The following is a 26,532-nucleotide window of genomic DNA, read 5'->3' as shown; positions in this document are numbered from 1 at the left end:
GGGCGGAGCCGGCTGACCGAGGCGGGGTCGCCGCCCCGGTCAGCCGACGACCGTGAAGACACACGTGGTACTTGCAGATGAACCGGGGCGGCGCCGACGAGTGACTCGGCGTCGCCCCGGCCTGCTGCGCGGGTCGCCCTGCGCCGGCAGCGCACGGTCGCGGTCTCCCGCCTCCAGTCCGGCTGACCAACCGCGACGGCAAGGGGCCGCGTTGATCCGTCCCGCGCCCACCGCTCATCGCGTTCCGTCTGTGTCCGGGTCACAGGAGCGGTGACCGCGCCCCCTCCGCACGGCTCAGCACTCGGCCGGCGGTGCAGAGCGCCGGGCCCTGCACGCTCATTACAGCCGACCACTCCAGAACAGGGCCAACGCCGTCATTCGCCGTTCAGATCGCTCGACGCACGGAATTCGTCTCTGCCCAGTGGCCGACCGGAAGCCTGTCGAGCGACGCCCAGACCGCGGATCCGCAGTCAGGCGTCGTCGCGGACCGGCTCCAGGATCGCGACGCACTCCACGTGGTGCGTCATCGGGAAGAGGTCGAAGACGCGGAGGGTGCGGACTCGGTAGCCGTTGTCCTTGAAGTAGCCCAGGTCGCGGGCCAGGGCCGCCGGGTCGCAGGCCACGTACGCGATGCGGCGGGCCGAGAGGCCCGCGATGTGGCGGACCGTCTGCTTGCCCGCGCCCGCGCGCGGCGGGTCCAGGACGACCAGGTCGCACTCGGTGATCCCGGTCTTCGGGAGGACCGACTCGACCTTGCCCTGCTCGATGCGGACCCGGGGGAAGTCCTCCAGGTTGTGCCGGGCGTCCTCGACCGCGCGCTTCGTGGACTCGATGCCGAGGACGGCGCCGGTCTCGCCGAGGCGTTCGGCGAGGGCTCCGGCGAAGATGCCGACGCCGCAGTAGAGGTCGAGGGCCATCTCGCCCTTGCGCGGCATCAGGCCCTGCATGACGGCCTTGATCAGGGTGTCGGCGGCCTGCGGGTGGACCTGCCAGAAGCCGCCCATGCCGACGCGGTAGGTGCGGCCGTCCGCGCGCTCGCGGACGAAGGGGCGGCCGTGGACGCGGTGGACGCCGCCGTCCTTCTCCTCGACGCGCAGGACCGAGACCGGCTTGTCGAGCTCGACCAGCGGAAGGCGGCCGCCCGGGCGCGGGGTCAGGACGACCTGGCGGTCCTGGGAGCCGGTCGCGGCGATCGCCTCGACCGTGGCCATCTGGGGCCAGTCCTGCTTCTCGATGCCGAGCTCGCTGACGCCCGGCGCCGCGATCATGCAGTGGTCGACCGGCTCGATGTCGTGCGAGCGGTGCTTGCGCAGGCCCGCGCGGCCGGTCTCGTCGATGGCGTACTGGACGCGGGTGCGCCACTGCGGGACCTGGCCCGCCGGGAGCTTGTCGCCCTCGGCCGGCATGACCGTGCCGTCCCAGCCGGCCTCCTCGGGGGTCAGTCCGGCGAGCCGCTTCAGCTGCTCGGCGACGACCTCGCCCTTGAGTCGGCGCTGGGCGCCCGGCTTGGCGTGCTGCCAGTCGCAGCCGCCGCACTTGCCGGGGCCGGCGTACGGGCAGGGGGCCTCGACGCGGTCCTTGGAGGCCTCCAGGACCGTGACCGCGTCGGCGCGCAGGAAGCGGGAGTCCGTCTCGCCCTCCGTGACGCGCGCGACGATCTTCTCGCCGGGCAGGGTGTGGCGGACGAAGAGGACGCGGCCGTCGGACGTCCGGGCGATGCAGTGGCCGCCGTGTGCGACGGGGCCGACCTCGACCTCGTACTCCTCCCCGACCAGTGACTGCTTCTCGTTCTGCTCGGTCATGGTGGGGAGACTCCAAAACTTAAATGGGAACGGCCGGACGACCGACCCACCAGTTTACGTGGATCTCGTCCGGCCGTTCACCAGCCCTGCGTCGTGCTACTTCCCCGCGCTACTTCCCCGCGCGGTCCTTCGGGCGCGGGGTGTCCACCGGTCCGCGGCGCACCGCGCCCGGGGCGTTCCACTCCTGGCGCTTCTTCGCCCGCCTCTTCGCGAGCTCCGAGGACTCCAGCTGGTAGGGCACCGAGGTGACCATCACGCCGGGGGTGAACAGCAGGCGGCCCTTGAGCCGCAGCGCGCTCTGGTTGTGCAGCAGGTGCTCGTACCAGCGGCCGACGACGTACTCGGGGATGTACACGCTGACGGCGTCGCGCGGGTTCTCGCTGCGCAGGCCCTTCACGTACTCGATCACCGGGCGGGTGATCTCGCGGTACGGGGAGTCGAGGATCTTGAGCGGTACGTTGATCCCGCGCCGCTCCCACTCCTCCCTCAGCGCCTTGGTCTCGGCCGTGTCGACGCTGATGCTGAGCGCCTCCAGGGTGTCCGAGCGGGTCAGCTTGGCGAAGGCCAGGGCGCGCAGCGTGGGCTTGTGCACCTTGGAGACCAGGACGATCGAGTGGACCCGGGAGGGCCGCACGCTGTCGTCGCTGGGGCCCTCGGCGGCGGCGATCTCGGCGGAGACCCGGTCGTAGTGCTTGCGGATCGCGGTCATCACGCCGTAGAAGATCACCATGCCCAGCAGGGCGACCCATGCGCCGTGCGTGAACTTGGTGGCCAGGACGACGACCAGCACCATGCCGGTGAAGAACGCGCCGAAGGTGTTGATCGCCCGGGAGCGGTGCATGCGGCGCCGCGCGGTTTGGTCCGTCTCGCTCCGCAGGTGGCGGTTCCAGTGCCGGACCATGCCGATCTGGCTCAGCGTGAAGGAGACGAACACGCCGACGATGTAGAGCTGGATCAGCTTGGTGGAGTCGGCGTCGTAGATCCACACGAGCAGCATGGCCGCGCCGGCGAGCAGCACGATGCCGTTCGAGAAGGCGAGCCGGTCACCGCGGGTGTGCAGCTGGCGCGGCAGGTAGCGGTCCTGCGCGAGGATCGAGCCGAGCAGCGGGAAGCCGTTGTACGCGGTGTTGGCGGCCAGGAACAGGACGAGCGCGGTGGCGGTCGCGAGCACGATGAACGGGAAGCTGCCGTTGCCGAAGACGGCCTCGGCCACCTGGGAGATCACCGGGTGCTGGACGAACTCGGGGCCGACGGGGACGCCGTTGTCCAGCAGGTTGGTGGCGGGCGACTCGGCCATCCTCACGTCGGTGGCCATGGCCAGGCCGATGATCCCGCAGAACATGGTGACCGCCAGGGCGCCCATCAGGGCGAGGGTGGTGGCGGCGTTCTTGCTCTTGGGCTTGCGGAAGGCGGGGACGCCGTTGCTGATGGCCTCGACGCCGGTCAGGGCGGCACATCCGGAGGAGAAGGCGCGCAGCAGCAGGAAGACCAGCGCGAAGCCGGCGAGCCCCTGGTGTTCCGCCTTGATCTCCAAGTGTGCCGTGGGGGCCTGCATGGTGTCGCCGGCGACGAGCCCGCGCCAGGCTCCCCAGGCGATCATCACGAAGACGGCGCCGACGAACACGTACGTCGGAATGGCGAAGAGCTTCCCGGATTCCTTCACTCCGCGCAGATTCATCAGCGTGAGCAGCAGAATCATGATCATCGCCGAGAGCACCTTGTGCTCGATGACGAAATCGACGGCGGAACCGAGGTTCTCGACTCCGGAGGAGATCGATACGGCGACGGTCAGCACGTAGTCGACGAGCAGGGCGCTCGCCACGGTGAGTCCGGCCCTCGGCCCCAGATTGGTGTTGGCGACCTCGTAGTCGCCGCCGCCGCTGGGGTACGCGTGGACGTTCTGGCGGTACGACGCGACCACGGTGAACATCAGCACGACGACCGCGAGCGCGATCCAGGGGCTGAAGTGGTACGCCGACACACCCGCGATCGACAGGACCAGCAGGACTTCGCCGGGGGCATATGCCACCGAGGAGAGCGGGTCGGATGCGAAGACAGGGAGGGCGATCCGCTTGGGGAGGAGGGTTTCCCCGAGGCGGTCGCTGCGTAGCGCCCGGCCGATCAGGATCCGTTTGGGCACGTCGGTCAGTTTGGACACGCAGAGGATCGTAAGCGTTCGAAATCCGGCTGACGAACCCCCCGGCGGTATTCAAGGGCAATTGAGACCCCGTCTGCACTGCAAAGGTCACACGGGGACCCGCCCGTGTGTAGCTTGGGCCATGGTCTGAGACCCTGTGAAGCCAGAGCATGTAATGAGGCTGGGAACCAGCGAGCGCTGACAGCCGGAAGGACGGCCGTGCACATCGTCATTATGGGCTGCGGAAGAGTGGGCTCCGCCCTCGCGCAGACCTTGGAACAGCAGGGGCATACGGTCGCCGTCATCGACCAGGACCCCACCGCATTCCGCCGGCTGGGAGCCGGATTCGGCGGCCGCCGCGTCACCGGGGTCGGCTTCGACCAGGACACGCTGCGCGAGGCCGGGATCGAGGAAGCGGGCGCATTCGCCGCGGTCAGCAGTGGTGACAATTCCAACATCATCGCTGCCCGTGTGGCGCGCGAGATGTTCGGTGTCGAGAACGTCGCCGCCCGCATCTACGACCCCAAGCGCGCCGAGGTCTACCAGCGCCTCGGCATCCCCACCGTCGCGACCGTGCGGTGGACCGCCGACCAGATGCTGCGCCGGCTGCTGCCGTCCGGGGCCGAGCCGCTGTGGCGCGACCCGAGCGGCGGTGTCCAGCTCGCCGAGGTGCACACCTCCGCCGCGTGGATCGGGCACAAGGTCAGCAAGCTGCAGGAGGAGACCGGCGTCCGCGTGGCGTTCCTCACCCGACTGGGCGAGGCCATGCTGCCGACGTCCCAGACGGTGCTGCAGGAGGGCGACCTCGTCCACGTGATGATGCGCACGGACGAGATCGACAAGGTCGAGGCGTCCTTCGCCGAGGGCCCCGAGGAGGCACACGCATGAGGGTCGCGATCGCCGGAGCCGGCGCGGTGGGCCGTTCCATCGCGGGCGAGCTGCTGGAGAACGGGCACGAGGTGCTCCTCGTCGACAAGGCGCCGACCGCCATCTCGGTGGAGCGGGTGCCGCAGGCCGAGTGGCTGCTGGCCGACGCCTGCGAGATCACCTCGCTCGACGAGGCCGCGCTGCAGCGCTGCAACGTCGTCATCGCCGCCACGGGCGACGACAAGGTCAACCTCGTCGTGTCCCTCCTGGCCAAGACCGAGTACGGGGTCCCCCGGGTCGTGGCGCGGGTCAACAACCCGAAGAACGAGTGGCTCTTCAACGAGTCCTGGGGCGTCGACGTCGCGGTTTCCACCCCGCGTCTGATGTCGGCCCTGGTCGAGGAGGCCGTCAGCGTCGGCGACCTGGTGCGCCTGCTGCGCTTCAGCCACGGCGACGCCAACCTCGTCGAGCTGACCCTGCCCGCCGACTCCTCGGTCGCCGGAACCCAGATCAGCGAGATCACCTGGCCCGAGGACACCTCCCTGGTCACGATCATCCGCGGCAACCGGGTCCTGACCCCGCACGCGGAGGAAACCCTGGAGCCGGGCGACGAACTGCTCTTCGTGGCCGCCCAGGCCCGCGAGGAACAGCTGGAGGACCTCCTCCAGGCCCGTCACTGACGGCACGCGACACGCAGAAGGGGGCGGGCCGACCATGCGATGGTCGGCCCGCCCCCTTCGTACGTCAGGCCCGGGCCTCGTACGCCGGGCCAGGCGCTCGTACGCCGGGCCCGGCTTCTCCTTCGCCGGGCCCGGCTTCTCTTGCGTCAGGTCCGGCGGTGCCGCGCGGCGCCCTTGGTGGTCTCGTTGGCGGCCTCTTTGGCGGCCTCCTCGGCGGCCTCCTTGGCTTCCCACTCCGCGATCACGTCGATCGGCGGCGGCGCCTTCGCCAGGAACACCCACGTGAAGTACACCGCCAGCACCATCGGCGGCAGCTTGAGCGCGATCAGCACCCAGCCCAACTGCGTCGCGTCCCCCCACCAGTACAGCGGGAAGAGGATCGCGTACTTCGCGAGGAAGATGAGCCCCCAGGCCAGGCTGGCCTTGGTGTACGCCTTCTTCCGCCCGGGGTTGCGGGTCCGCCAGGACAGGTTCTCCTTGAACACCGGCCCCAGGATCACGCCCAGCAGCGGGAACCCGACCAGCGCGGACAGCGTGAAGGCCACGCCCAGCCCGGCGCCGTAGATCATGCCGGGCAGGTAGAAGCCCTTGGCGGTACCGGTGAACAGCGCGAAGGCCACACCGACGCCCACGCCGAAGACCCCGCTGAAGGCGTGCTTCACGGTGTCCTTGCGCAGCAGCCGCACGATCACGAGCAGGACGGCGACCGCGCCCGCCGCGATCGCCGACATCTTCACGTCCTTGTTGACCGTGTAGATCATCACGAAGAGCAGGCCGGGGAGCATCGTCTCCACGGTGCCCCGGACGCCCCCGAAGGCGTCGAACAGCGCCGCCTGCGTCACGGCCTTCTGGTCCGCGGACGGTTCGCCGGCGGGATCCGGGGTGATCGGTTTGTCGAGTGACGTCACCGGTTAGTGCTCCTGTCCGAGCGGTCGGAGTTCGTACTTCGGATTGAAGAGGACCCGGCGGCCGTGGCTCATGGAGATCCGCCCGGAGGCGATCATGCGCCGGCCCGGTTCGATTCCCACGATCGAGCGACGTCCGAGCCACACGACGTCCAGCGCCGCCGAGCCGTCGAAGAGCTCCGCCTCCAGGGCGGGCACTCCGGCGCGCGGCCGAAGGGTGACGGTACGCAGGGTTCCCGTCACCTTGACTATCTGGCGGTCGTGGGAGTCGCAGATCCGCGTACACCCCGCGGCTTCTGCGTCCTCTTGCAGCTCCGCCGAATGCAGCTCCTCCTGTGAGGTGGACAGCCGCTCTATCATCCGCCGGAACCGGCCCGCCGGCCTGACCGGCTTGACGGACTTCTCGGGACGCGGTTCAGCACTCATAACAGGAAGCGTACCGGCGCCCCCGCTACCTCTCGAAGCGGTATCCCATGCCCGGTTCGGTGATGAAGTGCCGCGGGTGGGAAGGGTCCGCCTCCAGTTTCCGCCGCAGCTGCGCCATGTAGACGCGCAGGTAGTTGGTCTCGGTGCCGTACGAGGGCCCCCAGACCTCCTGCAGCAGCTGCTTCTGGCTGACCAGCTTGCCGCCGTTGCGGACCAGCACCTCCAACAGGTGCCACTCGGTGGGTGTGAGCCGTACGTCGCGCCCCTCGCGCACGGCCTTCTTGGCGGCCAGGTCCACCGTGAACCCGTCGGTCTCCACGAGCACCTCGTCCTCGCCGGCGCCCGCCGCCGGCTCGGCCCTGCGGACGGCGGCGCGCAGCCGCGCCAGCAGCTCGTCCATGCCGAAGGGCTTGGTGACGTAGTCGTCGGCCCCTGCGTCCAGGGCCTCGACCTTCTCGTCGGAGCTGTGCCGGGCCGAGAGGACCAGGATCGGCACCCGGGTCCAGCCGCGCAGGCCCCTGATCACCTCGACGCCGTCCATGTCGGGCAGGCCCAGGTCGAGGACGACCACGTCGGGGTGGCGGGCGGCCGCGAGTTCCAGGGCGCCGGCCCCGTCCGCCGCGGCGTCGACCTCGTACTTGCGCGCCTTCAGATTGATCACGAGGGCTCGGACGATCTGCGGTTCGTCGTCCACCACGAGCACCCGGGTCATTGAAGTCCTGCTTTCTGTCGTATCGGGTCGGGAGCGATGGGGCCGGTGCCGGCAGGGGCGCCGGCGTGTTCACTGTCGCGCGTCGCGGCGCGCAGTGTCAGCACCATGGTCAGACCGCCGCCGGGCGTGTCCTCGGCCGCCAGGGTGCCGTCCATGGCCTCGGCGAAGCCGCGGGCCACGGCGAGGCCGAGGCCGACCCCGTTGCCGCGCGGGGCGTCCCCGTGCCTCTGGAAGGGGGCGAAGATCCGGTCCTTCGCCTCGTCGGCCACCCCGGGGCCGCGGTCGACGACGCGCACCTCGACCCGGTCGCCGAGGAAACTGGCCGCGACCAGCACCCGCTCCCCGGCCGGTGCGTACTTGACGGCGTTCTCCACCACGTTGGCCACGGTCCGCTCCAGCAGCCCCGGGTCCACCGCCACCATCGGCAGCGTCTCCGGGACGTCGAGGACCACGCTGTCCTCCGGTACGCCGCCCAGCGCCATCGGGACCACCTCGTCGAGGTCGATCTCGCGGATGAGCGGGGTCACGGTGCCGGTCTGGAGGCGGGACATGTCGAGCAGGTTGCCGACCAGGTGGTCGAGGCGGTCGGCGCCGTCCTCGATGCCTTCGAGGAGCTCGGCCCGGTCCTCCTCGGACCAGTCCACGTCGTCGGAGCGCAGGGAGGACACCGACGCCTTGATGGAGGCGAGCGGCGTACGGAGGTCATGGCTGACGGAGGCCAGCAGCGCGGTCCGGATCCGGTTGCCCTCGGCCAGCCGCCGAGCCTCCTCGGCCTCCCCGACCAGCCGCTGCCGGTCCAGGACGACGGCGGCCTGGGCGGCGAAGGCGCCGAGCACGCGACGGTCCTCGGCGGGCAGCACCCGGCCGGACAGGGCCAGCGCCATGTGGTCCCCGATGGGCATGTCCACATCGGCGTCCTCGGGGCGGCCAGCCGGGCTCGGTCCGACGCTCCCGGCGGGTCTCCAGGGCTCGACGTCGCTCGTGCGCTCCAGGAGGGCCACGGACTCCATGGCGAAGGTCTCGCGCACCCGCTCCAGCAGCGCGTCCAGCGTGGTCTCGCCGCGCAGCACGCTGCCGGCCAGGAAGGAGAGGATCTCGGACTCGGCGCGCAGCCGGGCGGCCTGGTGGGTGCGCCGGGCGGCCAGGTCCACCACCGAGGCCACGGAGACCGCGACCCCGAAGAAGACGGCGATGGCCACGATGTTCTTCGGGTCGGAGACGGTGAACCGGTGCACTGGCGGGGCGAAGTAGTAGTTCAGCAGCAGCGAGCCGAAGGCGGCCGAGGCCAGCGCCGGCCAGAGTCCGCCCAGCAGGGCGGCGGCCACGGTCAGCGACAGGAACAGCAGCATCTCGTTGGCGAGGCCCGGGTCGGCGTTCACGTGCGTGAGCAGCACGGCCAGCAGGGCGGGCAGGACCATCCCGACGACCCACCCGGCGATGATCCGGGGCCGCCCGAGCCGGGCCGCCGAGGGGGCCACGGGCAGGCCTCGACCCCGGGCGACCTCCTCGTGCGTGACGATGTGCACGTCGAGGTCGGGCCCCGAGTCGCGGGCCACGGTGGCGCCGACGCCGGGGCCGAAGACGTACTGCCAGGCCTTGCGGCGGCTGGAGCCGAGCACGATCTGGGTGGCGTTGACCCCGCGGGCGAATTCGAGGAGCGCGTCGGGGATGTTGTCGCCGATCACATGGTGAAACGTTCCGCCAAGATCCTCGACCAGCGTCCGCTGGACCGCGAGTTCCTTCGGCGAGGCCGCGGTCAGCCCGTCGCTGCGGGCGATGTAGACGGCCAGGATCTCGCTCCCGGACCCCTTGGCCGCCACCCGGGAGGCGCGGCGGATGAGCGTCCGGCCCTCGGGGCCGCCCGTGAGCCCCACGACGATCCGCTCACGCGCCTGCCAGGTGGAGCGGATGTTGTGCTCGCCCCGGTACTGCTGGAGGTACTCGTCGGCCCGGTCGGCCACCCACAACAGCGCCAGCTCGCGCAGGGCGGTGAGGTTGCCGGGCCGGAAGTAGTTGGACAGGGCCGCGTCGACCTTGTCGGACCGGTAGATGTTCCCGTGGGCCATCCGCCGGCGCAGCGCCTGGGGGGACATGTCGACGAGCTCGATCTGGTCGGCCCGCCGCACCACCTCGTCCGGCACGGTCTCGCGCTGCCGCACCCCGGTGATGGACTCCACCACGTCGCCGAGCGACTCCAGGTGCTGGATGTTCACGGTGGACACGACGTCGATGCCCGCCCGCAGCAGCTCCTCGACGTCCTGCCAGCGCTTGGCGTTGCGCGAGCCGGGCACGTTGGTGTGCGCGAGCTCGTCCACGAGCGCGACGGCGGGCCGGCGCGCCAGTACCGCGTCCACGTCCATCTCGGTGAAGGCGGCGCCCCGGTACGAGAGCTCCCGGCGCGGCACCCGTTCGAGCCCGTGCAGCATCACCTCGGTGCGCGGCCGCCCGTGGTGCTCGACGAAGCCGACGACGCAGTCGCCGCCCCGCTCCACCCGGCGGTGGCCCTCGGAGAGCATCGCGTACGTCTTTCCCACACCGGGTGCCGCGCCGAGGTAGATCCGTAGCTTGCCGCGTCCCATGGGCCCATTCTCCGGGACGTTTCCGCCGATCACGCACCTTTTGCGGAGCGTGCGCCCATCCCTGACGGATTTCTGACACCCCTCGGGTACGACAGCGGGCCGTACCCCCGAAGGAGTACGGCCCGCGGCCGGAAACGGTCGTCGCCGGGGAGCCGCCGGGTCAGCGGACCTCGGTGATCGTCGGACCCTGCTCCAGCTGGCCCATGCCGCCGGAGAAGCGGGAGCCCTCCTGGTCCTCGGTCTGCACGCCGTCCGGCACCATCTGGGCGTCGTTCGGCAGCTTCAGCACGATCGGGTCGCGCGGAGCCATCGGACCGTCGCCGCGCACGATGACGGTCTCCCGGAAGATCTGCTCCAGCACGCCCGCCGACTCGGGGCGCACCGCGCCCTGGCCGGAGATGACGCCGCGCAGGAACCAGCGCGGGCCGTCGACGCCGACGAAGCGGACCAGCTGGGCGCCGGTCTGGCCGTCGGGCATCGGAACGGGCACCTGGGCGCGCAGCTCCCAGCCCAGCGGACCCTCGACCTCGTCGATGATGCCGCCCTGCTGGGTGATGCCCGTGGCGATCTCCTCGCGGACCTCGCCCCAGATGCCTTCCTTCTTGGGCGCCGCGAAGGCCTGCAGCTGTACGGCGCTGTCGCCGAGGACGACCGTCGCGGCGACGATCGCGTCGCCGGCGACCTCGACGCGCAGCTCCATGCCCTCGACACCCGGTACGAGAATGCCGCCCAGGTCGACGCGACCCTCCTCGGGTGCACCGGGCACCTCGGAGACGTCCCAGGGGCCGTCGGGCCGCGGGGCCGGCGGCAGGTTCACCCTGCGGGGCGCGGAGTCCTGCTCCTCGCCGCCGTCCTGCTCATCGGCAGCCACGCCGTCCACGACCTGCTCGGCCGCGCCGCCGTCCTTGGCGGAGTCGTTCTTCTTGCGACGTCCGAACACGTCACTGTCCTTCCCGGTCGGATACGACCGAAGCGTAGCCATTCCCACCCTGCTGACCAGCGCCGGATCCGGCCACGGCCGCATGACCGCCGGTGGAGCCGAAACCCCCCTCGGCCCGCGCCGAGCCGGGAAGTTCCGCCACCTCGTGGAAGCGCACCTTCTCGACCCTCTGGACAACCAGCTGGGCAATGCGGTCGAAGCGCTCGAACCGGACGCTCTCGCGCGGGTCGAGATTGACCACGATCACCTTGATCTCCCCACGGTACCCGGCATCCACCGTCCCCGGGGCATTCACGAGCGCGAGCCCGCAGCGGGCGGCCAGCCCCGAGCGCGGGTGCACGAACGCCGCGTACCCGTCGGGCAGGGCGATGGACACGCCCGTGGGCAGTACGGCGCGTTCGCCGGGCTCCAGCACGGCCGCCTCGGTGGTCACCAGATCGCAGCCGGCGTCGCCGGGGTGGCCGTACGCGGGCAGGGGCACCTCGGGGTCGACCCGCTTGATCAGCACGTCGACCGGGGCGTGGTTGTTCTCAGACATCAGGGGTTCACCTCGAAGGCGCGTGCGCGCCTGACCTGGTCCGGGTCGGACATCGCCGCCCGGATCTCCTCGGGCCGACCGTTGTCGATGAAGTGGTCGACCTTCACCTCGATGAAGAGCGCGTCCGCGCGCACGGCGACGGGGCCCTCGGGCCCGCCTATCCGGCCGACCGCGGTGGAGTAGATCTTGCGCCCGGCGACGGCGGTGACCTCGGCCTCCAGGTGCAGCACGGTGCCGACGGGCACCGGCCGCGCGAAGTCGGTCTCCAGCCGTCCCGTGACCGCGATGACGCGCAGCAGCCAGTTCAGGGAGCCCAGCGTCTCGTCGAGCGCGGTGGCGAGCACCCCGCCGTGGGCGAGACCGGGAGCACCCTGATGAGCGGGCTTGACGGTGAACTCGGCGGTGACGCGCACGCCCTCGCCCGCGCGGGCCTCCAGGTGGAGTCCGTGGGGCTGGCCCCCGCCGCAGCCGAAGCAGTGCTCGTAGTGCGCACCGAGCAGCTCGCCGGGTGCCGGGGCGTCGGGGTGCCTGACCGGCGCGGCGGCATCGGCCGGAGGCGTCAACGCTGTGTTTCGTCCACTCACAGGCGCAGACCTTACCCGCGCCGCCACCCGGCGGTCGCCCCGTGGCAGGCTTGACGCCATGCAGCTCTCCCCCGCGCACCACGACGAACGTTTGACCGCCCCCCGCTCCTGGTGGGCCATCGCCGTACTGATCGGCCTCGCGTGCGCGCTGATGCTGCTGCCACTGGGGACGCTGCCGCTGCTGACCGGGCTGTTCGGGGGCACCGCGCTGGCCGGGATGCTGGTGAGTTCGTACGGGTCCGCTCGCGTGCGCGTGGTGGGCGGTGCGCTGGCGGCCGGTGATGCGCGGATCCCGGTGGCGGTGCTGGGCGAGCCCGAGGTGCTGGACGCGGAGGAGGCGCGCGCCTGGCGCACGTACAAGGCGGATACCCGCGCCTTCATGCTGTTGCGCAGCTACGTCCCGACGGCGGTGCGGATCCCGATCACCGATCCGCAGGACCCGACGCCGTACGCGTACGTCTCCACCCGGGAGCCGCAGGCTCTGGTCAAGGCGATCCGGTCGGCCAAGGCACCGGGGGCACCGGGGGCACCGGGAACATCAGGGGCACGGGGCTGATCAGCCGCGGGCCGCGGACCGGGGGCGCCGGCCCGGTCGGGTCGGGGCTCAGGCGGGGGGCCAGTCGCCGGCCGGGCCTTCGAGTGCGGCCCTGATGGGCCCGGGAAGGGGCTGGGAGGGCTGCTCAAGGGGCGGAAGCTCCGGCAGCGAGTCCCACGCCACGGCCCGGCTCCGCAGGTCGGCACGGACCTTCTCGGCGAGTTTGCGGGTGTCGCGGTGGTTCATGACCGCCCCGACGGTCGCGCCGACCATGAACGGCAGCAGGTTCGGCAGGTTGCGGAACGTCCGCTTTGTGATCTGTTGGCGCAGTTCGCGCTTCATCTGACCGCCGAGCGCGATGTTCAGCGTCGTCGGCTTCGTCAGGTCCACCCCGCGCTGCTGCGTCCACGCGGCCAGGTAGGCGAGGCTGCGCTCCTTGACGTTCCCGGCGGGCCGCTGGCCGTACACCTCGTGGAGCTCCGCGACGAGCTTCAGCTCGATCAGCGCGACCCCGGTGATCTCCGCGGCCAGTTCGGCGGGCATCGCGGGCGGCACCGGCAGCATGGCCGCGGCTCCGACGCCCGCGCCCACCGTCGAGCTGCTGTACGCGGCGCCCGCGATCAGCTTGTCGGCGAGCTGATCGGGACCGAGGCCCGGGAACTGCGCGCGCAGGGTCGCGAGGTCCCGAACCGGAACGCGCGGTGCGTTCTCGATAATGCGGTCCGCGATGTGCAGGACGGCGGCCCTGACATATTCGCCGCCCTTGCGCACACCACTCTTGACGGCTTGCAGCCGACGAGCCCCGGACCTGCGCCGGGCCGCCTCGTCGGACTCTGCGGCCGTCGGCACCGCCTCGGCGGTGCCGGAGGACACGGCGGGTACGCCGGGGGCTTCTGGGCCCGTTTCCGGGCCCGTGATTCCCGCCTGCGCCTCCGCCGGATCACCAGCTTTTCGAAAGCGCCGCTTCCGAAACGGTGTCGAGCCGGTCACGGCCGACGCCTCTCAGTCGCAGTCGCGGCAGATCGGCTGACCGTTCTTCTCGCGCGCCAGCTGGCTGCGGTGGTGCACCAGGAAGCAGCTCATGCAGGTGAACTCATCGGCCTGCTTGGGCAGCACTCGGACGGCCAGTTCCTCGTTGGAGAGGTCCGCGCCGGGGAGCTCCATGCCCTCCGCCGCGTCGAAGTCGTCGACATCGACGCTCGAAGAAGACTTCTCGTTGCGCCGGGCCTTCAGCTCTTCAATGCTGTCGTTGTCGACGTCGTCGTCGGTCTTGCGTGGGGTGTCGTAGTCCGTTGCCATTTTTCGCTCTCCCCCTCTGGGATTTAGCGGTGTCTCAGCGCACGTAACGCGCGAGAGGCCGGACTTGTGCCCGACCTGAGGCGGAGATTTTGCCTCACATCAAGGTCTGTTACTCAATCGACACCCAGCCGCCCACCTGAAGGAGCGATTGGCTGGGATGACGACCGGGACCGTACACGGTCCGGGGGCCGTCTTGCACAAACGCCACCCCGTGTATTTCCCGCCGTTCGAGGGGCGGGAAACCCGGACTTCCCGGGCTTTCCGGCCTCTTTTGGGGTCACTGAACGCACATGGCCCAACACTCGCCAATGTGATCGATCACACAATCCCCTCATCCCCCGCCCCTCGCATTTTCAGCCAACAGCGAACAGCAGGTGAAGGGACTCACAGGGGCAAAGTGACACGCATCACGAGGCCACCACCCTCGCGCGGCGTCGCGGAGATCCGGCCGCCGTGTGCGCGGGCCACGGAGCGCGCGATCGACAGGCCGAGCCCGACACCCTTGTCGCTGCCCGTTCGCTCCGTACGCAGCCGCCTGAAGGGCTCGAAGAGGTTGTCCACCTCGTACGCGGGAACCACGGGACCCGTGTTCGATACGACGAGGATCGCCTGCCCGTGCTGGGACTCGGTGGTGACCTCCACCCAGCCGTCCTCCGGCACGTTGTACCGGACGGCGTTCTGCACCAGGTTGAGGGCGATCCGCTCCAACAGGACGCCGTTGCCCTGGACCACGGCCACGGCCCGCTCGCCGCGGATCTCCACGCCCTTCGCCGCCGCCTCCCCGCGCGCCTGGTCGATGGCCCGCGAGGCCACCTCCGCGAGGTCCACGGGCTTGCGCTCGACTATCTGGTTGTCGCTTCGGGCCAGCAGCAGCAGGCCCTCGACCAACTGCTCGCTGCGCTCGTTGGTGGCCAGCAGCGTCTTGCCGAGCTGCTGGAGCTCGACCGGCGCACCCGGATCCGACAGGTGCACCTCCAGCAGCGTCCGGTTGATCGCCAACGGGGTGCGCAGCTCGTGCGAGGCGTTCGCGACGAACCGTTGCTGGGCCGTGAAGGCCCGCTCCAGCCGGTCGAGCATCTCGTCGAAGGTGTCGGCGAGCTCCTTCAGCTCGTCGTCCGGCCCGTCCAGCTCGATCCGCCGGGTCAGGTCGGAGCCGACCACCCGGCGGGCGGTCCGGGTGATCTTGCCGAGCGGCGAGAGCACCCGGCCGGCCATCGCGTAGCCGAAGGCGAAGGCGATGATGCTGAGGCCGAGCAGGGCCATCAGGGAGCGGCTGAGCAGATCGTCCAGCGCGTGCCTGCGCTGCTCCAGGATGCAGGTGTTGATCGCGGCGTTGAACTGGTCGGGCGTCTGGCCCCGTCCGATCACGCCGGGGCAGGTGCTGGTGACCTGGATGTCCGTGCCGCCCGCGATCTTGAACGGTAGCCCGTTGCCCTCCCGCAGCGCCTGCGCCGCCAGCAGGTAGATGATCGACAGCAGCAGGATGCCGGCGATCAAGAACATACCGCCGTACAGCAGCGTGAGGCGTATGCGGATGGTCGGCCGCAGCCAAGGGAAGGGACCCTCGGGCTGGCCGGGGTCCCAGGTCGGTCTCGGCGGCACCGTGGGTGGTGCCGGGGTCGCCGCCACCCGCGTCAGATCCGGTAGCCGGAGCCGGGCACGGTCACGATGACCGGCGGCTCCCCGAGCTTGCGCCGCAGGGTCATGACCGTCACCCGCACCACGTTCGTGAAGGGGTCGGTGTTCTCGTCCCATGCCTTCTCCAGCAGCTGCTCGGCGGAGACGACGGTGCCCTCGCTCCGCATGAGAACTTCCAGCACCGCGAACTCCTTCGGTGCCAGCTGGACCTCTCTGCCCTCGCGGAACACCTCGCGCCGGTTCGGGTCCAGCTTGATGCCGGCCCGCTCCAGTACGGGGGGCAGCGCGACCGTGGTGCGCCGCCCCAGGGCGCGCACGCGGGCGGTCAGCTCGGTGAACGCGAAGGGCTTGGGCAGGTAGTCGTCCGCACCCAGCTCCAGGCCCTCCACCCGGTCGCTCACATCGCCCGACGCCGTCAGCATCAGCACGCGGGTGGGCATGCCGAGCTCGACGATCTTCCGGCAGACGTCGTCGCCGTGCACGAGGGGGAGGTCCCGGTCGAGCACGACCACGTCGTAGTCGTTCACCCCGACGCGCTCCAGCGCCGCGGCGCCGTCGTACACGACGTCCACGGCCATGGCCTCCCGGCGCAGCCCGGTGGCCACCGCATCGGCGAGCAGCTGCTCGTCCTCGACGACGAGTACGCGCACGTCGTTTCCTTCCATAGAGCCCTGAGGGCACACGTGTGTATTGCGTCGTCCATCCTGCCCGTTTCAGCCGTAAACCGGCTGTAAGGCGCCGCTCAGGGGCCTGCGGGGGGCCGGAAGTGAGGATTCCCTCGCCTCGCGAGGTTTCTGGGCCCAGGGTGCCGGGGAGGACGACACCACACCCCAACCACTCCCTGACGGCGGACTGCCACGTGCCGCCGTCGACCCACGAAGAGGGGGCGAACCCACCATGGACGCATTCACCGCGGGTCTTCTGCAGCGCATCCGGGCCACGCAGACGGACCTCAAGCAGGCCCGTGAGACGGGCGACGACTTCCTCGTGGAAGTGGAGCAGGCGGAACTGGAAGATCTCCAGCGCCTCGCCGCCGAACACGGCGTCGCCGTCTCCGCCTGCTGACCTCTACTCCAGCCCGAACCCCGGCGGCCGCACGCGGCAGCCGGGGTTCCCTCATGCCGGGCCCCGCCGGGGGCGTGTCACGGCCCGTCAGTCGTGCCAGGCCCCGGCCTCGTCCAGCAACGGCTGGAGCGAGGCGAACACCGCAGGGGTGGCGGCGAGCGCCAGCTCTCCCGAGGCCGGCCGCCCCGGCCGCCCGCCCGTGTGCGCCCCGGCCTCCCGCGCGATCAGCTCGCCCGCGGCCAGGTCCCAGGGGTTGAGCCCGCGCTCGTAGTACGCGTCCAGCCGGCCGGCGGCCACGTCGCTGAGGTCCAGCGCCGCCGATCCGCCGCGCCGGATGTCGCGCACCTTGGGGATCACCCGCTGCGCGACGACCGCCTGCTGCTCCTTGCGCGCCTGGAGGTACGCGAACCCCGTCCCGACCAGCGCCTGGTCGAGCGGCGCGGCCGCCCGGCACGCCAGGCGGACCCCGGCCAGCCAGGCGCCGCCCCCGAGCACCGCGTGGTACGTCTCGCGCCGCATCGGGGCCGCCACGATCCCGACCACGGTCTCGCCCTCGTACTCGGCGGCGATCGACACGCTCCAGCTCGGCAACCCGTACAGGTAGTTGACGGTGCCGTCGAGCGGGTCCACGACCCAGCGCACCCCACTGGTCCCGGGGCTGTCCGCGCCCTCCTCGCCCAGCAGCCCGTCCTCGGGTCGCCGCCGCGCGAGGACGGCGGTGATCAGCTTCTCCGCCGCGATGTCCATCTCGGTCACCACGTCGATCGGGCTGCTCTTCGTCGCCGCGACCGCGAGATCGGCCGGGCGTCCGTCCCGCAGCAGCTCACCGGCCTGCCGGGCGGCGTCCAGACCCACGTCCAGCAGTTCGGCCTTCAGCTCTTCGGAGATCACGGTCCGCCCTTCCTAGGCGTACGGGCTGTCGGCGCCCGCGGCCGCGGGCCGGGGCGCGCGCGCCGGGCAGCAGCCCACCGCGCACAGGTCGTGGCTGGGCCCGAGCAGGCCCAGCGCGCAGCGCTGCGCCGGCTCGCCCCGCTCCGCGGCGGCGCGCTCCAGCACCAGTTCCCGGACCGCGGCCGCGAACCGCGGGTCGGCGCCGACCGTCGCCGACCGGGCGACCGGCAGACCCAATTCCGCGGCCTTCACGGTCGCTTCGGTGTCGAGGTCGTACAGGACCTCCATGTGGTCCGAGACGAACCCGATCGGCACCATCACCACCGCGGGCGCCCCGGCGCCGTGCAGCGCCTCCAGGTGGTCGCAGATGTCCGGCTCCAGCCAGGGGATGTGCGGGGCGCCGCTGCGCGACTGGTAGACGAGCTCCCAGGGCAGTTCCGTGCCCGTCTCGGCCCGTACCGCGTCCGCGATCACCTGCGCGACGTCCAGGTGCTGCTTGACGTACGCGCCGCCCTCGCCGTCGGCGGTGTGCTCCCCGACCGGGCCGGACGTGTCCGCGGCCGCGGTGGGGATCGAATGCGTGGTGAAGGCCAGGTGAGCGCCGGCGCGCACCTGCGCAGGCAGCGACTCCAGCGCGGCGAGCACCCCGTCGATCATGGGCTGCACGAAGCCGGGGTGGTTGAAGTAGTGCCGCAGCTTGTCCACCTGCGGCAGCTCGGCGACGCCCTCCCCCTCCAGCGCCGCGAGCGCGTCCGCGAGGTTCTCGCGGTACTGGCGGCAGCCCGAGTACGAGGCGTAGGCGCTGGTCGCGAGCACCGCGATCCGGCGGCGCCCGTCGGCGGCCATCTCCCGCATCACGTCGGTGAGGTACGGGGCCCAGTTCCGGTTGCCCCAGTACACGGGCAGGTCCAGCCCGTGCTCGGCGAAGTCCTTGCGCAGGGCGTCCAGCAGCTCGCGGTTCTGCCCGTTGATCGGGCTGACCCCGCCGAAGCCGAAGTAGTGCTGCCCGACCTCCTTGAGGCGCTCGCGCGGAATGCCGCGGCCGCGCGTGACGTTCTCCAGGAACGGCACGACGTCATCGGGTCCTTCGGGTCCGCCGAAAGAGAGCAGCAGGAGGGCGTCGTAGGGGGCGGCGAGGCCTTCGGCCGGGGGCGAGGCGGCGGCGCGGAGCTGGTCTGACATGTTTCGAATCCTGCCACCCTGCGTGCACGCGGGAGAACAGGCCGGTCCGCATACCGGGACGCACCACAGGTAAGGTGACCCTAACTTTCACTGCTCGAAAGATGATCGGTGTCAAACCTTCCCCGTGCGGACGCCTCGTCGGCGGTCGTAACCTGTACGGGCCAATGAAGTCCCTTACGGAGAGACCTTGCCCAGTCCCTACCGCGCGATCTTCGCGGCCCCCGGCACCAAGGCCTTCAGCGCCGCAGGCCTGATAGGCCGGCTGCCGATATCCATGGTGGGCGTCGGCATCCTCACGATGATCTCCGAGATCACCGGGCGCTACGCGATGGCCAGCGCCCTCACCGGCACCCTGGCCCTGGCCGCCGCCTTCGTCGGCCCCCAGGTGTCCCGCCTGGTGGACCAGTACGGGCAGCGGCGGGTGCTGCGCCCCGCGACCCTGATCTCCGTCACCTCCGTCACCGCCCTGGTGCTGGCAGCGGCGAACGGACTCCCCGACTGGACCCTCTTCGTCTTCGCGGCCGTCGCCGGCTGCGTGCCGAGCGTCGGCTCGATGGTCCGCGCCCGCTGGACCGTGCTCTACCGCGACGCCCCGCGCGAACTGCACACCGCGTACTCCTTCGAGTCCGTAGTGGACGAGGTCTGCTTCATCTTCGGCCCGATCCTGGCCATCGGCCTGTCCACCACCTGGTTCCCCGAGGCCGGTCCGGTGATCGCGGCCGTCTGTCTGCTCGTCGGCGTCTGGCTGCTCACCGCCCAGCGCTCCACCGAGCCGGCGCCGCACCCGCGCAGCGAGGACGGCGACCGGACCTCCGCCCTGCGCTCCCCCGGCCTCCAGGTGCTGACGGCCACCTTCGTGGCGACCGGCGCCATCTTCGGATCCATCGACGTCTCCACCCTGGCCTTCGCCGAGGAGCAGGGCCACAAGGCCGCCGCCAGCTACATCCTGGCCATCTGGGCGGCCGGATCCTGCCTGGCCGGCATCGTCTTCGGCCTGCTCCACCTCAAGGGCAGAACAGAACGCAGGTGGGTACTGGGCATCTGCGCCATGGCCGTGAGTATGATCCCCCTCCTACTGGCCGGGAACCTTCCGTTTCTGGCCGTGGCGCTCTTCGTCTCGGGCCTCGCCATCGCTCCCACGATGATCACCACGATGGCCCTGATCGAAGCGCACGTACCGCGCGCGAAGCTCACCGAGGGCATGACCTGGATCACCACCGGCCTCGCCGTCGGTGTAGCGGTCGGCTCCTCCGTGACCGGTCTGGTCATCGACGCGGCCGGCGCCCAGCGCGGGTACGTCGTCTCGATCTCCTCGGGGGTCGCCGCGGCGGCGGTCGCGTTCGCGGGTTACCGCCGGCTGACGAGGCCGGCGCAAGGGGAGGAGCCCTCTAGCGATGGGGACGGCGACAGCAGCAGGCAAGAGCGGGCCGGGGACACGGGCCGCGTGGCATAACTGGGCGGGCAACGTCACGGCAGCACCCGCCCGGGTGGTGACTCCGTCCTCGGTCGGGGAGCTCCAGGAGGCGGTGCGGCGGGCCGCCGGGGACGGGCTGAGGGTGAAGGCCGTCGGCACCGGTCACTCCTTCACCGCGGCCGCCGCGACGGACGGGGTGCTCGTACGCCCGCAGGCGCTGGCCGGCATCAAGGAGATCGACCGGGCCGCCGGCACCGTCACGGTGGCGGCCGGCACGGTGCTCAAGGACCTCAACGCGGCCCTGGCCCGCGAGGGCCTGTCGCTCACCAACATGGGCGACATCATGGAGCAGACGGTCTCGGGCGCCACCAGCACCGGAACCCACGGCACCGGCCGCGACTCCGCCTCCATAGCCGCCCAGATCCGGGGCCTGGAACTGGTCACGGCGGACGGCCGGCTGCTCACCTGCTCCGAGAAGGAGAATCCGGAGGTCTTCGCGGCCGCCCGGATCGGCATCGGCGCCCTCGGCATCGTCACCGCGATCACCTTCGCCGTGGAGCCGATCTTCTTCCTGACCGCCCGTGAGGAGCCCATGGGCTTCGACCGGGTGACCGCCGAGTTCGACCAGCACTTCGCGGAGAACGAGCACTTCGAGTTCTACTGGTTCCCTCACACCGGCAACTGCAACACCAAGCGCAACAACCGCAGCCAGGGCCCCGCCGCCCCGCCCGGAGCCGTGAGCGCCTGGATCGAGGACGAACTGCTGTCCAACGGCGTCTTCCAGGCCGTCAACTCCCTCGGCCGCGCGGTCCCGGCGACCATCCCCTCCATCGCCCGGGTCGCCAGCCGCGCGCTGTCCGCGCGCACCTACACGGACATCCCGTACAAGGTGTTCACCAGCCCGCGCCGGGTGCGGTTCGTGGAGATGGAGTACGCGCTCCCGCGCGAGCAGGTGGTCGAGGCACTGCGGGAGCTCAAGGCGATGGTCGACCGCTCCGGGCTGCGGATCAGCTTCCCGGTGGAGGTGCGGACGGCTCCGGCGGACGACATCGCGCTGTCCACGGCCTCGGGGCGGGACACCGCGTACATCGCGGTGCACATGTACAAGGGCACCCCGTACCAGGCCTACTTCACGGCCGCCGAGCGGATCTTCACCACGCACGGCGGACGGCCGCACTGGGGCAAGGTGCACACGCGGGACGCGGAGTACTTCGCCCGGGTCTACCCGCGCTTCGGCGAGTTCACCGCGCTGCGGGACCGGCTGGACCCGGACCGGCTGTTCGGCAACGACTACCTGCGGCGGGTCCTGGGCGAATAGCCCCCGCTCACGGCGCGCCCTGCCGCCCTCCTCCGCTCGGGGTCGGCGTGGGAGTGGGCGTCGGGGTGGGCGTCGGGGTGGGGGTGGGCTTCGGGCTCGACGTCGGCGGACGTGGACTCGGACTCGACGCCGACGCCCCGGAGTCCGAGGAGTTCGCGGAGTCCCCGGTGCCCGGGTCGGGAGAGGCCGCGCCCGACGCGTCGGGGCTCGGGCCCCGTCCGCCGTGCTCGCCCGAGGGGCTCGGGGAACTCCCGGACCCGGGCGTCCTCCCGCCGCGCCTCCCGTCGACGCCGGGCTGATCGCCGGGGTCGGCGGGGTCGGCGGGCCGCTCGTCGCCCGCCTTGCGCGTGCCGCCGGACCAGATCGTTGCGCCGCCCCGGCTGATCGCCGTGCCGGAGAAGGCCTCGTACGCACCGAGGCCGCCGAGCGCGATGGCGAAGGCCGCGCCCGAGGCCACCGCGGTCCGCTTCCAGCCCCGTACGCAGGTGCCGTGCACGGTGGCCTCGCCGAACTCCCCGGACGGCGGGACCGCGCGGAGCAGCGGGGTGCCGTCGGGCGCCTCCTCCTCGGCGGACAGCGGGACCCGGCGGGCCCCGGGGCGGGCGCTCTCGCGCAGCTGGTCGCCGGTGCGCTTGAAGAAGTGCTGGATGACGGGGCCGCCCGCGGTGGCGACCACGCTCACCACGCCGGCGCCGAGGATGGTCCCGTAGACGCCCAGCTTCGAGGCGAGCAGGGCCGCCGCGACGGTGGCGAGGGAAGAGCCCGCGATCTGGGCCACGCTCAGATCGAGCTTGTTCGTCTCCGTTCCGAACGCCGGTTCGACCTCCTGCGTGGCCTTCTGACCCATCCTCATCCCCATGTGTGTGCTGCCCGTCGCGACCTCTCGCGACCTCTCGCGCTTCACCGCTCTCAGGAGTTACTGACCATTGAGCGAAACAGATGGTTCCGTTTCTGGGGATTCTGTGAAGCAAGACACCCGAAAACAGGTGCGGTCGCAGGTCCGGCCCAATTCGGGGCAGCCCAACTCCCGCCGCCCACGACAAGTTCGGCGGCGCGGCGGTCCACCCAGGTGGCCCGAATGGAGTACTGTGGCGAGCCCTGGGGCCGTCCTTCCTTCTGGATGTCCGGACTCGGGAGAGGGGGCCGGCTGATGGAGAAACGGCACTCAAGACCGGTGATGCCGCGGTATTGCACGGATTCCTGATGCGCACAGTAATCGTTCGGTCACTGTGTGTGCCCAACAGGTAACCGTGCCATAACGGCGATCAAGGGCGCATGCCCGACACGCCGGTTGAACTCGGCAAGGTTGTGGCAGGCTGCACCCGGGCAGGCCACACTCGACTAGCGGAAGCAGCGACGCACGTGACGTCGGCAGGCACCACCCGGGAGGTCCCCATGCCCGAACTGCGTGTCGTGGCCGTCTCAAATGACGGCACACGACTGGTGCTCAAGGCTGCGGACAGCACGGAGTACACGCTTGCGATCGACGAGCGGCTGCGGGCTGCCGTGCGCAACGACCGCGCGCGCCTGAACCAGATCGAGATCGAGGTGGAGAGCCACCTCCGCCCCCGCGACATCCAGGCCCGCATACGGGCCGGCGCCTCCGCTGAGGAGGTCGCTCAACTCGCCGGCATCCCCGTCGACCGCGTACGCCGCTTCGAGGGCCCGGTGCTGGCCGAGCGCGCGTTCATGGCGGAGCGGGCCCGCAAGACGCCCGTGCGCCGCCCCGGCGAGAACACCGGACCCCAGCTCGGCGAGGCCGTGCAGGAGCGGCTGCTGCTGCGCGGGGCCGACAAGGAATCCGTCCAGTGGGACTCCTGGCGCCGCGACGACGGCACCTGGGAGGTCCTCCTCGTCTACCGGGTCGCGGGCGAACCGCACTCGGCGAGCTGGACGTACGACCCGCCGCGCCGGCTGGTCGTGGCCGTGGACGACGAGGCCCGCTCCCTGATCGGCGAGACGGACGACCTGCCCGCGACGCCGGAGCCGAGCTTCCCGTTCGTGCCGAGGATCGCGCGGCTGCCGCGGGACCGGCCGCTGGACCGCGCCCTGGATCGCCAGCTGGAGCGAACCGCCAACCACGCGGCACCGGAACCGGAGGAGGAGCGGGACACCCTGACGAGCCTGCTGGAAGCGGTACCGAGCTTCCGCGGCGACCTGGTGGTCCCGGAACGCCCCGAACCCCCGGTGGAGGAACCGGAGGCGGAGGAGCCCCCGGCCGCCTCGGCGAGCGCGGGCGCGGGCTCCGCGTACGCGGACGTCCTGATGCCGCGCACGGTGGCGGGCCACCGCGACCGCCTGACGGGCACCACGGACCGCCAGGCGGAGGCCGACGGCGTCCGCCCGGGCCGCCGCGCAGCGGTCCCCAGCTGGGACGAAATCGTCTTCGGCACCCGCCGCAAGAAGCAGGAGTAGTCCCGCCCCGCCCTGCCCCACCGGGCGAACCCGGGGCCCCGGGGCCCGGCCCCGGGGCCCGGCCCCAGCATGCGTCCGGTGCACTCGGCGGGGGGACCGGGGCGCGGGTCCGGGGCGGAGCGCCCGGGACCGTGGGCTACTGGGGAGCCGGGCCCGTGGCGACCGGGCGGGCCGGGTCCGAGGACCACTCCGACCAGCTGCCCGCGTACAGGGCCGCCGGAACACCCGCCACCTCCAGCGCGAGCACCTCGTGCGCCCCGGAAACCCCCGATCCGCAGTACACCCCCACCGGCTCTTCGCCCGAAACGCCCAGCCCCGCGAACCTCGCCCGCAGTGCGTCAGCAGCGAGGAACCGCCCGTCCGCGCCCACGTTCTCGCTCGTCGGCGCCGACACCGCTCCCGGGATGTGTCCGCCGACCCGGTCGATCGGCTCGACCTCACCGCGGTACCGCTCCCCCGCCCGCGCGTCCAGCAGGATCCCGCTGCGCGCGAGTCCCGCCGCGGTGTCCGCGTCGAGCAGGCCCACCGCCCCCGCGTTTGGCTTGAAATCGCCCTCTTCCACCGTCACCGCGTCGGCGGACAGCGACCCGCCCGAAACCGTCCATGCGGCGAGGCCCCCGTCCAGTACTCGCACGTCCGTGTGACCCGTCCAGCGCAACAGCCACCACGCCCGGGCGGCGCCCCAGCCCAGACCGCCGTCGTACACGACCACGGGAGCGTCCATCGAGACCCCGGCCCTGCGCATCGCCGCCCCGAACTCCTCCGGGTGCGGCAGCGGGTGCCGCCCGCCCGCTCCCGGCGGACCTGCCAGTTCGCCGTCCAGGTCCACGTACACCGCCCCCGGCAGGTGGCCGGCCTCGTACGCGGACCGCAGGTTCGGCCCGCCCAGTTGCCAGCGGACGTCGAGCAGCACGGGCGGCCGGGGCCCGGCCAGCTCGTCCCTCAGTTCGGACGCGGAGAGGATCGCGGAGTTCGCGCGATGCGCAGGGTTCGCAGTCATACGGCCCATCTTCCTCCCCGCTCGACGGCCGCCGTAACGAGCCCGACATCGACAGGCCGCCCCGATTCGGTCATCTCTGCACGCATCGGCGAAACCCGGCCGGTCGGGGCGCGCCGGACCCGCTGGAGTGGAAGCATCTGGTCCGGGATGAGCGACGACGGAGGAGACGGCTGACATGACCGAGGCACCGGAAGCAACGCGGCGCCCACCCGGCACACCGTGCTGGTCCAGTCTGATGGTGCACGGTCTCGGGAGCACCGAGGCCTTCTACACCGACCTGTTCGGCTGGGAGTACGAGCCGGGCCCCCAGCCCTTCGGCCCGTACGTCCGCGCCCTCCTCGACGGCCAAGAGGTGGCCGGAATCGGCGAGATGCCGCCGGACCGGCTTCTTCCGGTGGCCTGGACCACGTACTTCGCCACCGACGACGCCGACTCGACGGCCGAGACGATCCGTTCGTGCGGCGGAACGGTCGCGGTGGGCCCGCTGGACGCGGGCGGCGAAGGACGCGTGGCGATCTGTTCCGACCCGCTGGGCGCGATCTTCGGGATCTGGCAGGCCGAGGAGCACATCGGGACCCGGCTGTCCGGCGTCCCCGGCACCCCGGTCTGGAACGAGCTCCTCACGCAGGACACGTCGACCGTCGGCAAGTTCTACGCGCACGTCTTCGGCCACGAGGCCGAGACGCACGCCACGGCCCCCGCCGACTTCGACTACGTGACGCTGCTGCTGGACGGGCGGCCGGTCGCCGCGGTGCACGGGGTCGGGCGCTCGCTCCCCCATGACCGCGGCCCGCACTGGATGACGTACTTCCAGGTCGAGGACGCCGACACGGCCGCGGCCCGGGTCCACCGGCTCGGCGGGCGCGTCGTCCAGCCGCCCCGCGAGGGGCTGACCGGCAGGGTGGCCACGGTCACCGACCCGGAGGGCTCGGTGTTCGCCCTCGTGGAACCGCGTCCCGGGAACGGCACCCGTTGACCGCGGCCCGGCCGGCCCCTCAGGCGGGGTTGACCGGGAGGACGTCCGGGGAGAGGGCTGCGGCGTGCGCCGCGGCGCTCGTCATGCGGCGGCGGTGGTGGCGGCGGCACAGCACCTCGTAACCGACCTCCTCCGGGGAGCGGTTGACGTCGCCGACGACGACCTGCTCGCCCTCCACGACCATCTCGCCGCCCACCGTGCGGGCGTTGTGGGTGACGCGGGCGCCGCACCAGCACATCGCCTCCACCTGGAGGGTCTCGATCCGGTCCGCCAGTTCGATGAGCCGCTGCGAGCCGGGGAACAGCTTGGTGCGGAAGTCCGTGGTGATGCCGAACGCGAAGACGTCCAGGTCCAGGTCGTCCACGATGCGGGCCAGTTGGTCGATCTGCTCGGGGGCGAGGAACTGCGCCTCGTCCACGATGACGTAGTCGACCTTTTCGCCCTTCGACATCTGACCCACCAGGTACCCGTACTGCAGGCCCCGCGCCGACCGGTTGTGGCCGATCTGGAGCGCCAACGTCCTTTTACTGGGGTATCCACCATGTGCAAGGAGCGCCCCTACGTCACCGCCCCCACCGACCGTGACCTCGGCTCGCCGCACCGACTTGGCAGTGATCCCCAGTTCCTTC

The 26,532-nt window shown here is 71.5% G+C and carries 26 protein-coding genes; 8 read left to right on the top strand and 18 right to left on the bottom strand.

Translation table 11 applies throughout. From position 1 onward, the window contains the following. Positions 1-470: 470 nt before the first annotated feature. Entirely contained in the window at positions 471-1,802 is a 1,332-nt protein-coding gene (locus OHA65_RS28185) for a class I SAM-dependent RNA methyltransferase (RefSeq protein WP_405757111.1), read from the bottom strand. A gap of 109 nt (positions 1,803-1,911) precedes the next feature. Beyond that, entirely contained in the window at positions 1,912-3,960 is a 2,049-nt protein-coding gene (locus OHA65_RS28180; protein WP_371645028.1) for an APC family permease, read from the bottom strand. A 198-nt stretch (positions 3,961-4,158) separates the two neighbouring features. Here OHA65_RS28180 and OHA65_RS28175 point away from each other — a divergent pair, with 198 nt between their 5' ends. Both OHA65_RS28175 and OHA65_RS28170 read left to right on the top strand, forming a co-directional pair. Beyond that, on the top strand, positions 4,159-4,827 hold the full coding sequence (locus tag OHA65_RS28175) for a TrkA family potassium uptake protein (RefSeq protein WP_327278970.1): 669 nt from the start codon (positions 4,159-4,161) through the stop codon (positions 4,825-4,827). Next, the gene (locus OHA65_RS28170; protein ID WP_053691455.1) at positions 4,824-5,486 is read left to right on the top strand and encodes a TrkA family potassium uptake protein; all 663 of its coding nucleotides are present in this window, start codon (positions 4,824-4,826) and stop codon (positions 5,484-5,486) included. The genes OHA65_RS28175 and OHA65_RS28170 overlap by 4 nt, the downstream gene beginning before the upstream one ends. A 146-nt stretch (positions 5,487-5,632) precedes the next feature. On the opposite strand, the gene OHA65_RS28165 is transcribed toward OHA65_RS28170, so the two are convergent. From OHA65_RS28165 to OHA65_RS28135, 7 genes are all read right to left on the bottom strand, one after another. After that, entirely contained in the window at positions 5,633-6,394 is a 762-nt protein-coding gene (locus OHA65_RS28165; protein WP_328764041.1) for a DUF3159 domain-containing protein, read from the bottom strand. Between the two features lie 3 nt (positions 6,395-6,397). Further along, positions 6,398-6,817 carry an OB-fold nucleic acid binding domain-containing protein gene (locus OHA65_RS28160; RefSeq protein ID WP_327278968.1) on the bottom strand — a complete coding sequence of 140 codons (420 nt, stop codon included), beginning with the start codon at positions 6,815-6,817 and terminating at the stop codon, positions 6,398-6,400. A gap of 25 nt (positions 6,818-6,842) precedes the next feature. After that, complete coding sequence (locus tag OHA65_RS28155) at positions 6,843-7,529, bottom strand: response regulator (RefSeq protein WP_327278967.1); 687 nt, start codon at positions 7,527-7,529, stop codon at positions 6,843-6,845. Beyond that, the gene (locus tag OHA65_RS28150; RefSeq protein WP_405762622.1) at positions 7,526-10,108 is read right to left on the bottom strand and encodes a DUF4118 domain-containing protein; all 2,583 of its coding nucleotides are present in this window, start codon (positions 10,106-10,108) and stop codon (positions 7,526-7,528) included. The genes OHA65_RS28155 and OHA65_RS28150 overlap by 4 nt, the downstream gene beginning before the upstream one ends. 160 nt (positions 10,109-10,268) lie before the next feature. Further along, positions 10,269-11,048, bottom strand: coding sequence for a DUF3710 domain-containing protein (locus OHA65_RS28145; protein ID WP_030293862.1), 780 nt, complete (start codon positions 11,046-11,048; stop codon positions 10,269-10,271). A 1-nt stretch (position 11,049) separates the two neighbouring features. Continuing rightward, entirely contained in the window at positions 11,050-11,586 is a 537-nt protein-coding gene (gene dut / locus OHA65_RS28140; RefSeq protein ID WP_327278965.1) for a dUTP diphosphatase, read from the bottom strand. After that, a complete protein-coding gene (locus tag OHA65_RS28135) occupies positions 11,586-12,170 on the bottom strand; it encodes a PaaI family thioesterase (RefSeq protein ID WP_327278964.1) in 585 nt (194 codons plus the stop codon). Before OHA65_RS28135 ends, dut begins: the two co-directional genes overlap by 1 nt. A 58-nt stretch (positions 12,171-12,228) precedes the next feature. Here OHA65_RS28135 and OHA65_RS28130 point away from each other — a divergent pair, with 58 nt between their 5' ends. Then, a complete protein-coding gene (locus OHA65_RS28130; protein WP_329314729.1) occupies positions 12,229-12,726 on the top strand; it encodes a DUF3093 domain-containing protein in 498 nt (165 codons plus the stop codon). A gap of 48 nt (positions 12,727-12,774) precedes the next feature. On the opposite strand, the gene OHA65_RS28125 is transcribed toward OHA65_RS28130, so the two are convergent. From OHA65_RS28125 to OHA65_RS28110, 4 genes are all read right to left on the bottom strand, one after another. After that, positions 12,775-13,695 carry a hypothetical protein gene (locus OHA65_RS28125; RefSeq protein ID WP_327278962.1) on the bottom strand — a complete coding sequence of 307 codons (921 nt, stop codon included), beginning with the start codon at positions 13,693-13,695 and terminating at the stop codon, positions 12,775-12,777. A 12-nt stretch (positions 13,696-13,707) separates the two neighbouring features. Further along, the gene (locus OHA65_RS28120) at positions 13,708-14,004 is read right to left on the bottom strand and encodes a DUF4193 domain-containing protein (protein WP_030154344.1); all 297 of its coding nucleotides are present in this window, start codon (positions 14,002-14,004) and stop codon (positions 13,708-13,710) included. A gap of 384 nt (positions 14,005-14,388) precedes the next feature. Next, positions 14,389-15,633, bottom strand: coding sequence for a HAMP domain-containing sensor histidine kinase (locus OHA65_RS28115; protein ID WP_327278961.1), 1,245 nt, complete (start codon positions 15,631-15,633; stop codon positions 14,389-14,391). Positions 15,634-15,638: 5 nt separating this feature from the next. Next, a complete protein-coding gene (locus OHA65_RS28110; protein WP_030036265.1) occupies positions 15,639-16,292 on the bottom strand; it encodes a response regulator transcription factor in 654 nt (217 codons plus the stop codon). 247 nt (positions 16,293-16,539) lie between these two features. Between OHA65_RS28110 and OHA65_RS28105 the strand changes: the two genes are divergently transcribed. Further along, entirely contained in the window at positions 16,540-16,707 is a 168-nt protein-coding gene (locus tag OHA65_RS28105) for a hypothetical protein (protein ID WP_327278960.1), read from the top strand. A gap of 87 nt (positions 16,708-16,794) precedes the next feature. Here OHA65_RS28105 and OHA65_RS28100 read toward each other — a convergent pair whose 3' ends face one another. Continuing rightward, positions 16,795-17,595 carry an inositol monophosphatase family protein gene (locus OHA65_RS28100; protein WP_327285818.1) on the bottom strand — a complete coding sequence of 267 codons (801 nt, stop codon included), beginning with the start codon at positions 17,593-17,595 and terminating at the stop codon, positions 16,795-16,797. A 15-nt stretch (positions 17,596-17,610) separates the two neighbouring features. Beyond that, positions 17,611-18,780 (bottom strand): ferrochelatase, encoded by a 1,170-nt coding sequence (locus tag OHA65_RS28095; RefSeq protein WP_405762621.1) that lies wholly within the window; start codon positions 18,778-18,780, stop codon positions 17,611-17,613. A 187-nt stretch (positions 18,781-18,967) separates the two neighbouring features. Between OHA65_RS28095 and OHA65_RS28090 the strand changes: the two genes are divergently transcribed. Next, complete coding sequence (locus tag OHA65_RS28090; protein WP_327278958.1) at positions 18,968-20,233, top strand: MFS transporter; 1,266 nt, start codon at positions 18,968-18,970, stop codon at positions 20,231-20,233. Next, on the top strand, positions 20,175-21,512 hold the full coding sequence (locus OHA65_RS28085; RefSeq protein ID WP_328764035.1) for a D-arabinono-1,4-lactone oxidase: 1,338 nt from the start codon (positions 20,175-20,177) through the stop codon (positions 21,510-21,512). Before OHA65_RS28090 ends, OHA65_RS28085 begins: the two co-directional genes overlap by 59 nt. A 7-nt stretch (positions 21,513-21,519) precedes the next feature. On the opposite strand, the gene OHA65_RS28080 is transcribed toward OHA65_RS28085, so the two are convergent. Next, positions 21,520-22,359 (bottom strand): hypothetical protein, encoded by an 840-nt coding sequence (locus OHA65_RS28080; protein ID WP_405762619.1) that lies wholly within the window; start codon positions 22,357-22,359, stop codon positions 21,520-21,522. Positions 22,360-22,907: 548 nt separating this feature from the next. Between OHA65_RS28080 and sepH the strand changes: the two genes are divergently transcribed. Next, positions 22,908-23,927 (top strand): septation protein SepH, encoded by a 1,020-nt coding sequence (sepH, locus tag OHA65_RS28075; RefSeq protein WP_327278955.1) that lies wholly within the window; start codon positions 22,908-22,910, stop codon positions 23,925-23,927. Between the two features lie 136 nt (positions 23,928-24,063). Here sepH and OHA65_RS28070 read toward each other — a convergent pair whose 3' ends face one another. Continuing rightward, a complete protein-coding gene (locus OHA65_RS28070) occupies positions 24,064-24,927 on the bottom strand; it encodes a sulfurtransferase (RefSeq protein ID WP_405762618.1) in 864 nt (287 codons plus the stop codon). Positions 24,928-25,102: 175 nt separating this feature from the next. Here OHA65_RS28070 and OHA65_RS28065 point away from each other — a divergent pair, with 175 nt between their 5' ends. Further along, entirely contained in the window at positions 25,103-25,903 is an 801-nt protein-coding gene (locus OHA65_RS28065) for a VOC family protein (RefSeq protein ID WP_327278953.1), read from the top strand. A 19-nt stretch (positions 25,904-25,922) separates the two neighbouring features. On the opposite strand, the gene OHA65_RS28060 is transcribed toward OHA65_RS28065, so the two are convergent. After that, positions 25,923-26,420, bottom strand: a complete 498-nt coding sequence (locus OHA65_RS28060) for a thymidine kinase (RefSeq protein ID WP_327278952.1) — start codon at positions 26,418-26,420, stop codon at positions 25,923-25,925. Positions 26,421-26,532 lie beyond the last annotated feature (112 nt).

The sequence above is a fragment of the Streptomyces sp. NBC_00045 genome, assembly GCF_045041095.1.
In the GTDB taxonomy this organism is placed as follows: domain Bacteria; phylum Actinomycetota; class Actinomycetes; order Streptomycetales; family Streptomycetaceae; genus Streptomyces.
Note: the sequence above shows the minus strand (reverse complement) of the source record. Positions and strands in the feature narration are given on the sequence as shown.

Bases quoted from the DNA above. Each gene is read 5' to 3' on its own strand.
- OHA65_RS28105 (WP_327278960.1), top strand. From the start codon at position 16,540: ATGGACGCATTCACCGCGGGTCTTCTGCAGCGCATCCGGGCCACGCAG.
- OHA65_RS28130 (WP_329314729.1), top strand. From the start codon at position 12,229: ATGCAGCTCTCCCCCGCGCACCACGACGAACGTTTGACCGCCCCCCGC.
- OHA65_RS28185 (WP_405757111.1), bottom strand. From the start codon at position 1,802: ATGACCGAGCAGAACGAGAAGCAGTCACTGGTCGGGGAGGAGTACGAG.
- OHA65_RS28160 (WP_327278968.1), bottom strand. From the start codon at position 6,817: ATGAGTGCTGAACCGCGTCCCGAGAAGTCCGTCAAGCCGGTCAGGCCG.
- OHA65_RS28065 (WP_327278953.1), top strand. From the start codon at position 25,103: ATGACCGAGGCACCGGAAGCAACGCGGCGCCCACCCGGCACACCGTGC.
- OHA65_RS28070 (WP_405762618.1), bottom strand. From the start codon at position 24,927: ATGACTGCGAACCCTGCGCATCGCGCGAACTCCGCGATCCTCTCCGCG.
- OHA65_RS28170 (WP_053691455.1), top strand. From the start codon at position 4,824: ATGAGGGTCGCGATCGCCGGAGCCGGCGCGGTGGGCCGTTCCATCGCG.
- OHA65_RS28080 (WP_405762619.1), bottom strand. From the start codon at position 22,359: ATGGGTCAGAAGGCCACGCAGGAGGTCGAACCGGCGTTCGGAACGGAG.
- dut (WP_327278965.1), bottom strand. From the start codon at position 11,586: ATGTCTGAGAACAACCACGCCCCGGTCGACGTGCTGATCAAGCGGGTC.
- OHA65_RS28095 (WP_405762621.1), bottom strand. From the start codon at position 18,780: ATGTCAGACCAGCTCCGCGCCGCCGCCTCGCCCCCGGCCGAAGGCCTC.
- OHA65_RS28085 (WP_328764035.1), top strand. From the start codon at position 20,175: ATGGGGACGGCGACAGCAGCAGGCAAGAGCGGGCCGGGGACACGGGCC.
- sepH (WP_327278955.1), top strand. From the start codon at position 22,908: ATGCCCGAACTGCGTGTCGTGGCCGTCTCAAATGACGGCACACGACTG.
- OHA65_RS28155 (WP_327278967.1), bottom strand. From the start codon at position 7,529: ATGACCCGGGTGCTCGTGGTGGACGACGAACCGCAGATCGTCCGAGCC.
- OHA65_RS28150 (WP_405762622.1), bottom strand. From the start codon at position 10,108: ATGGGACGCGGCAAGCTACGGATCTACCTCGGCGCGGCACCCGGTGTG.
- OHA65_RS28120 (WP_030154344.1), bottom strand. From the start codon at position 14,004: ATGGCAACGGACTACGACACCCCACGCAAGACCGACGACGACGTCGAC.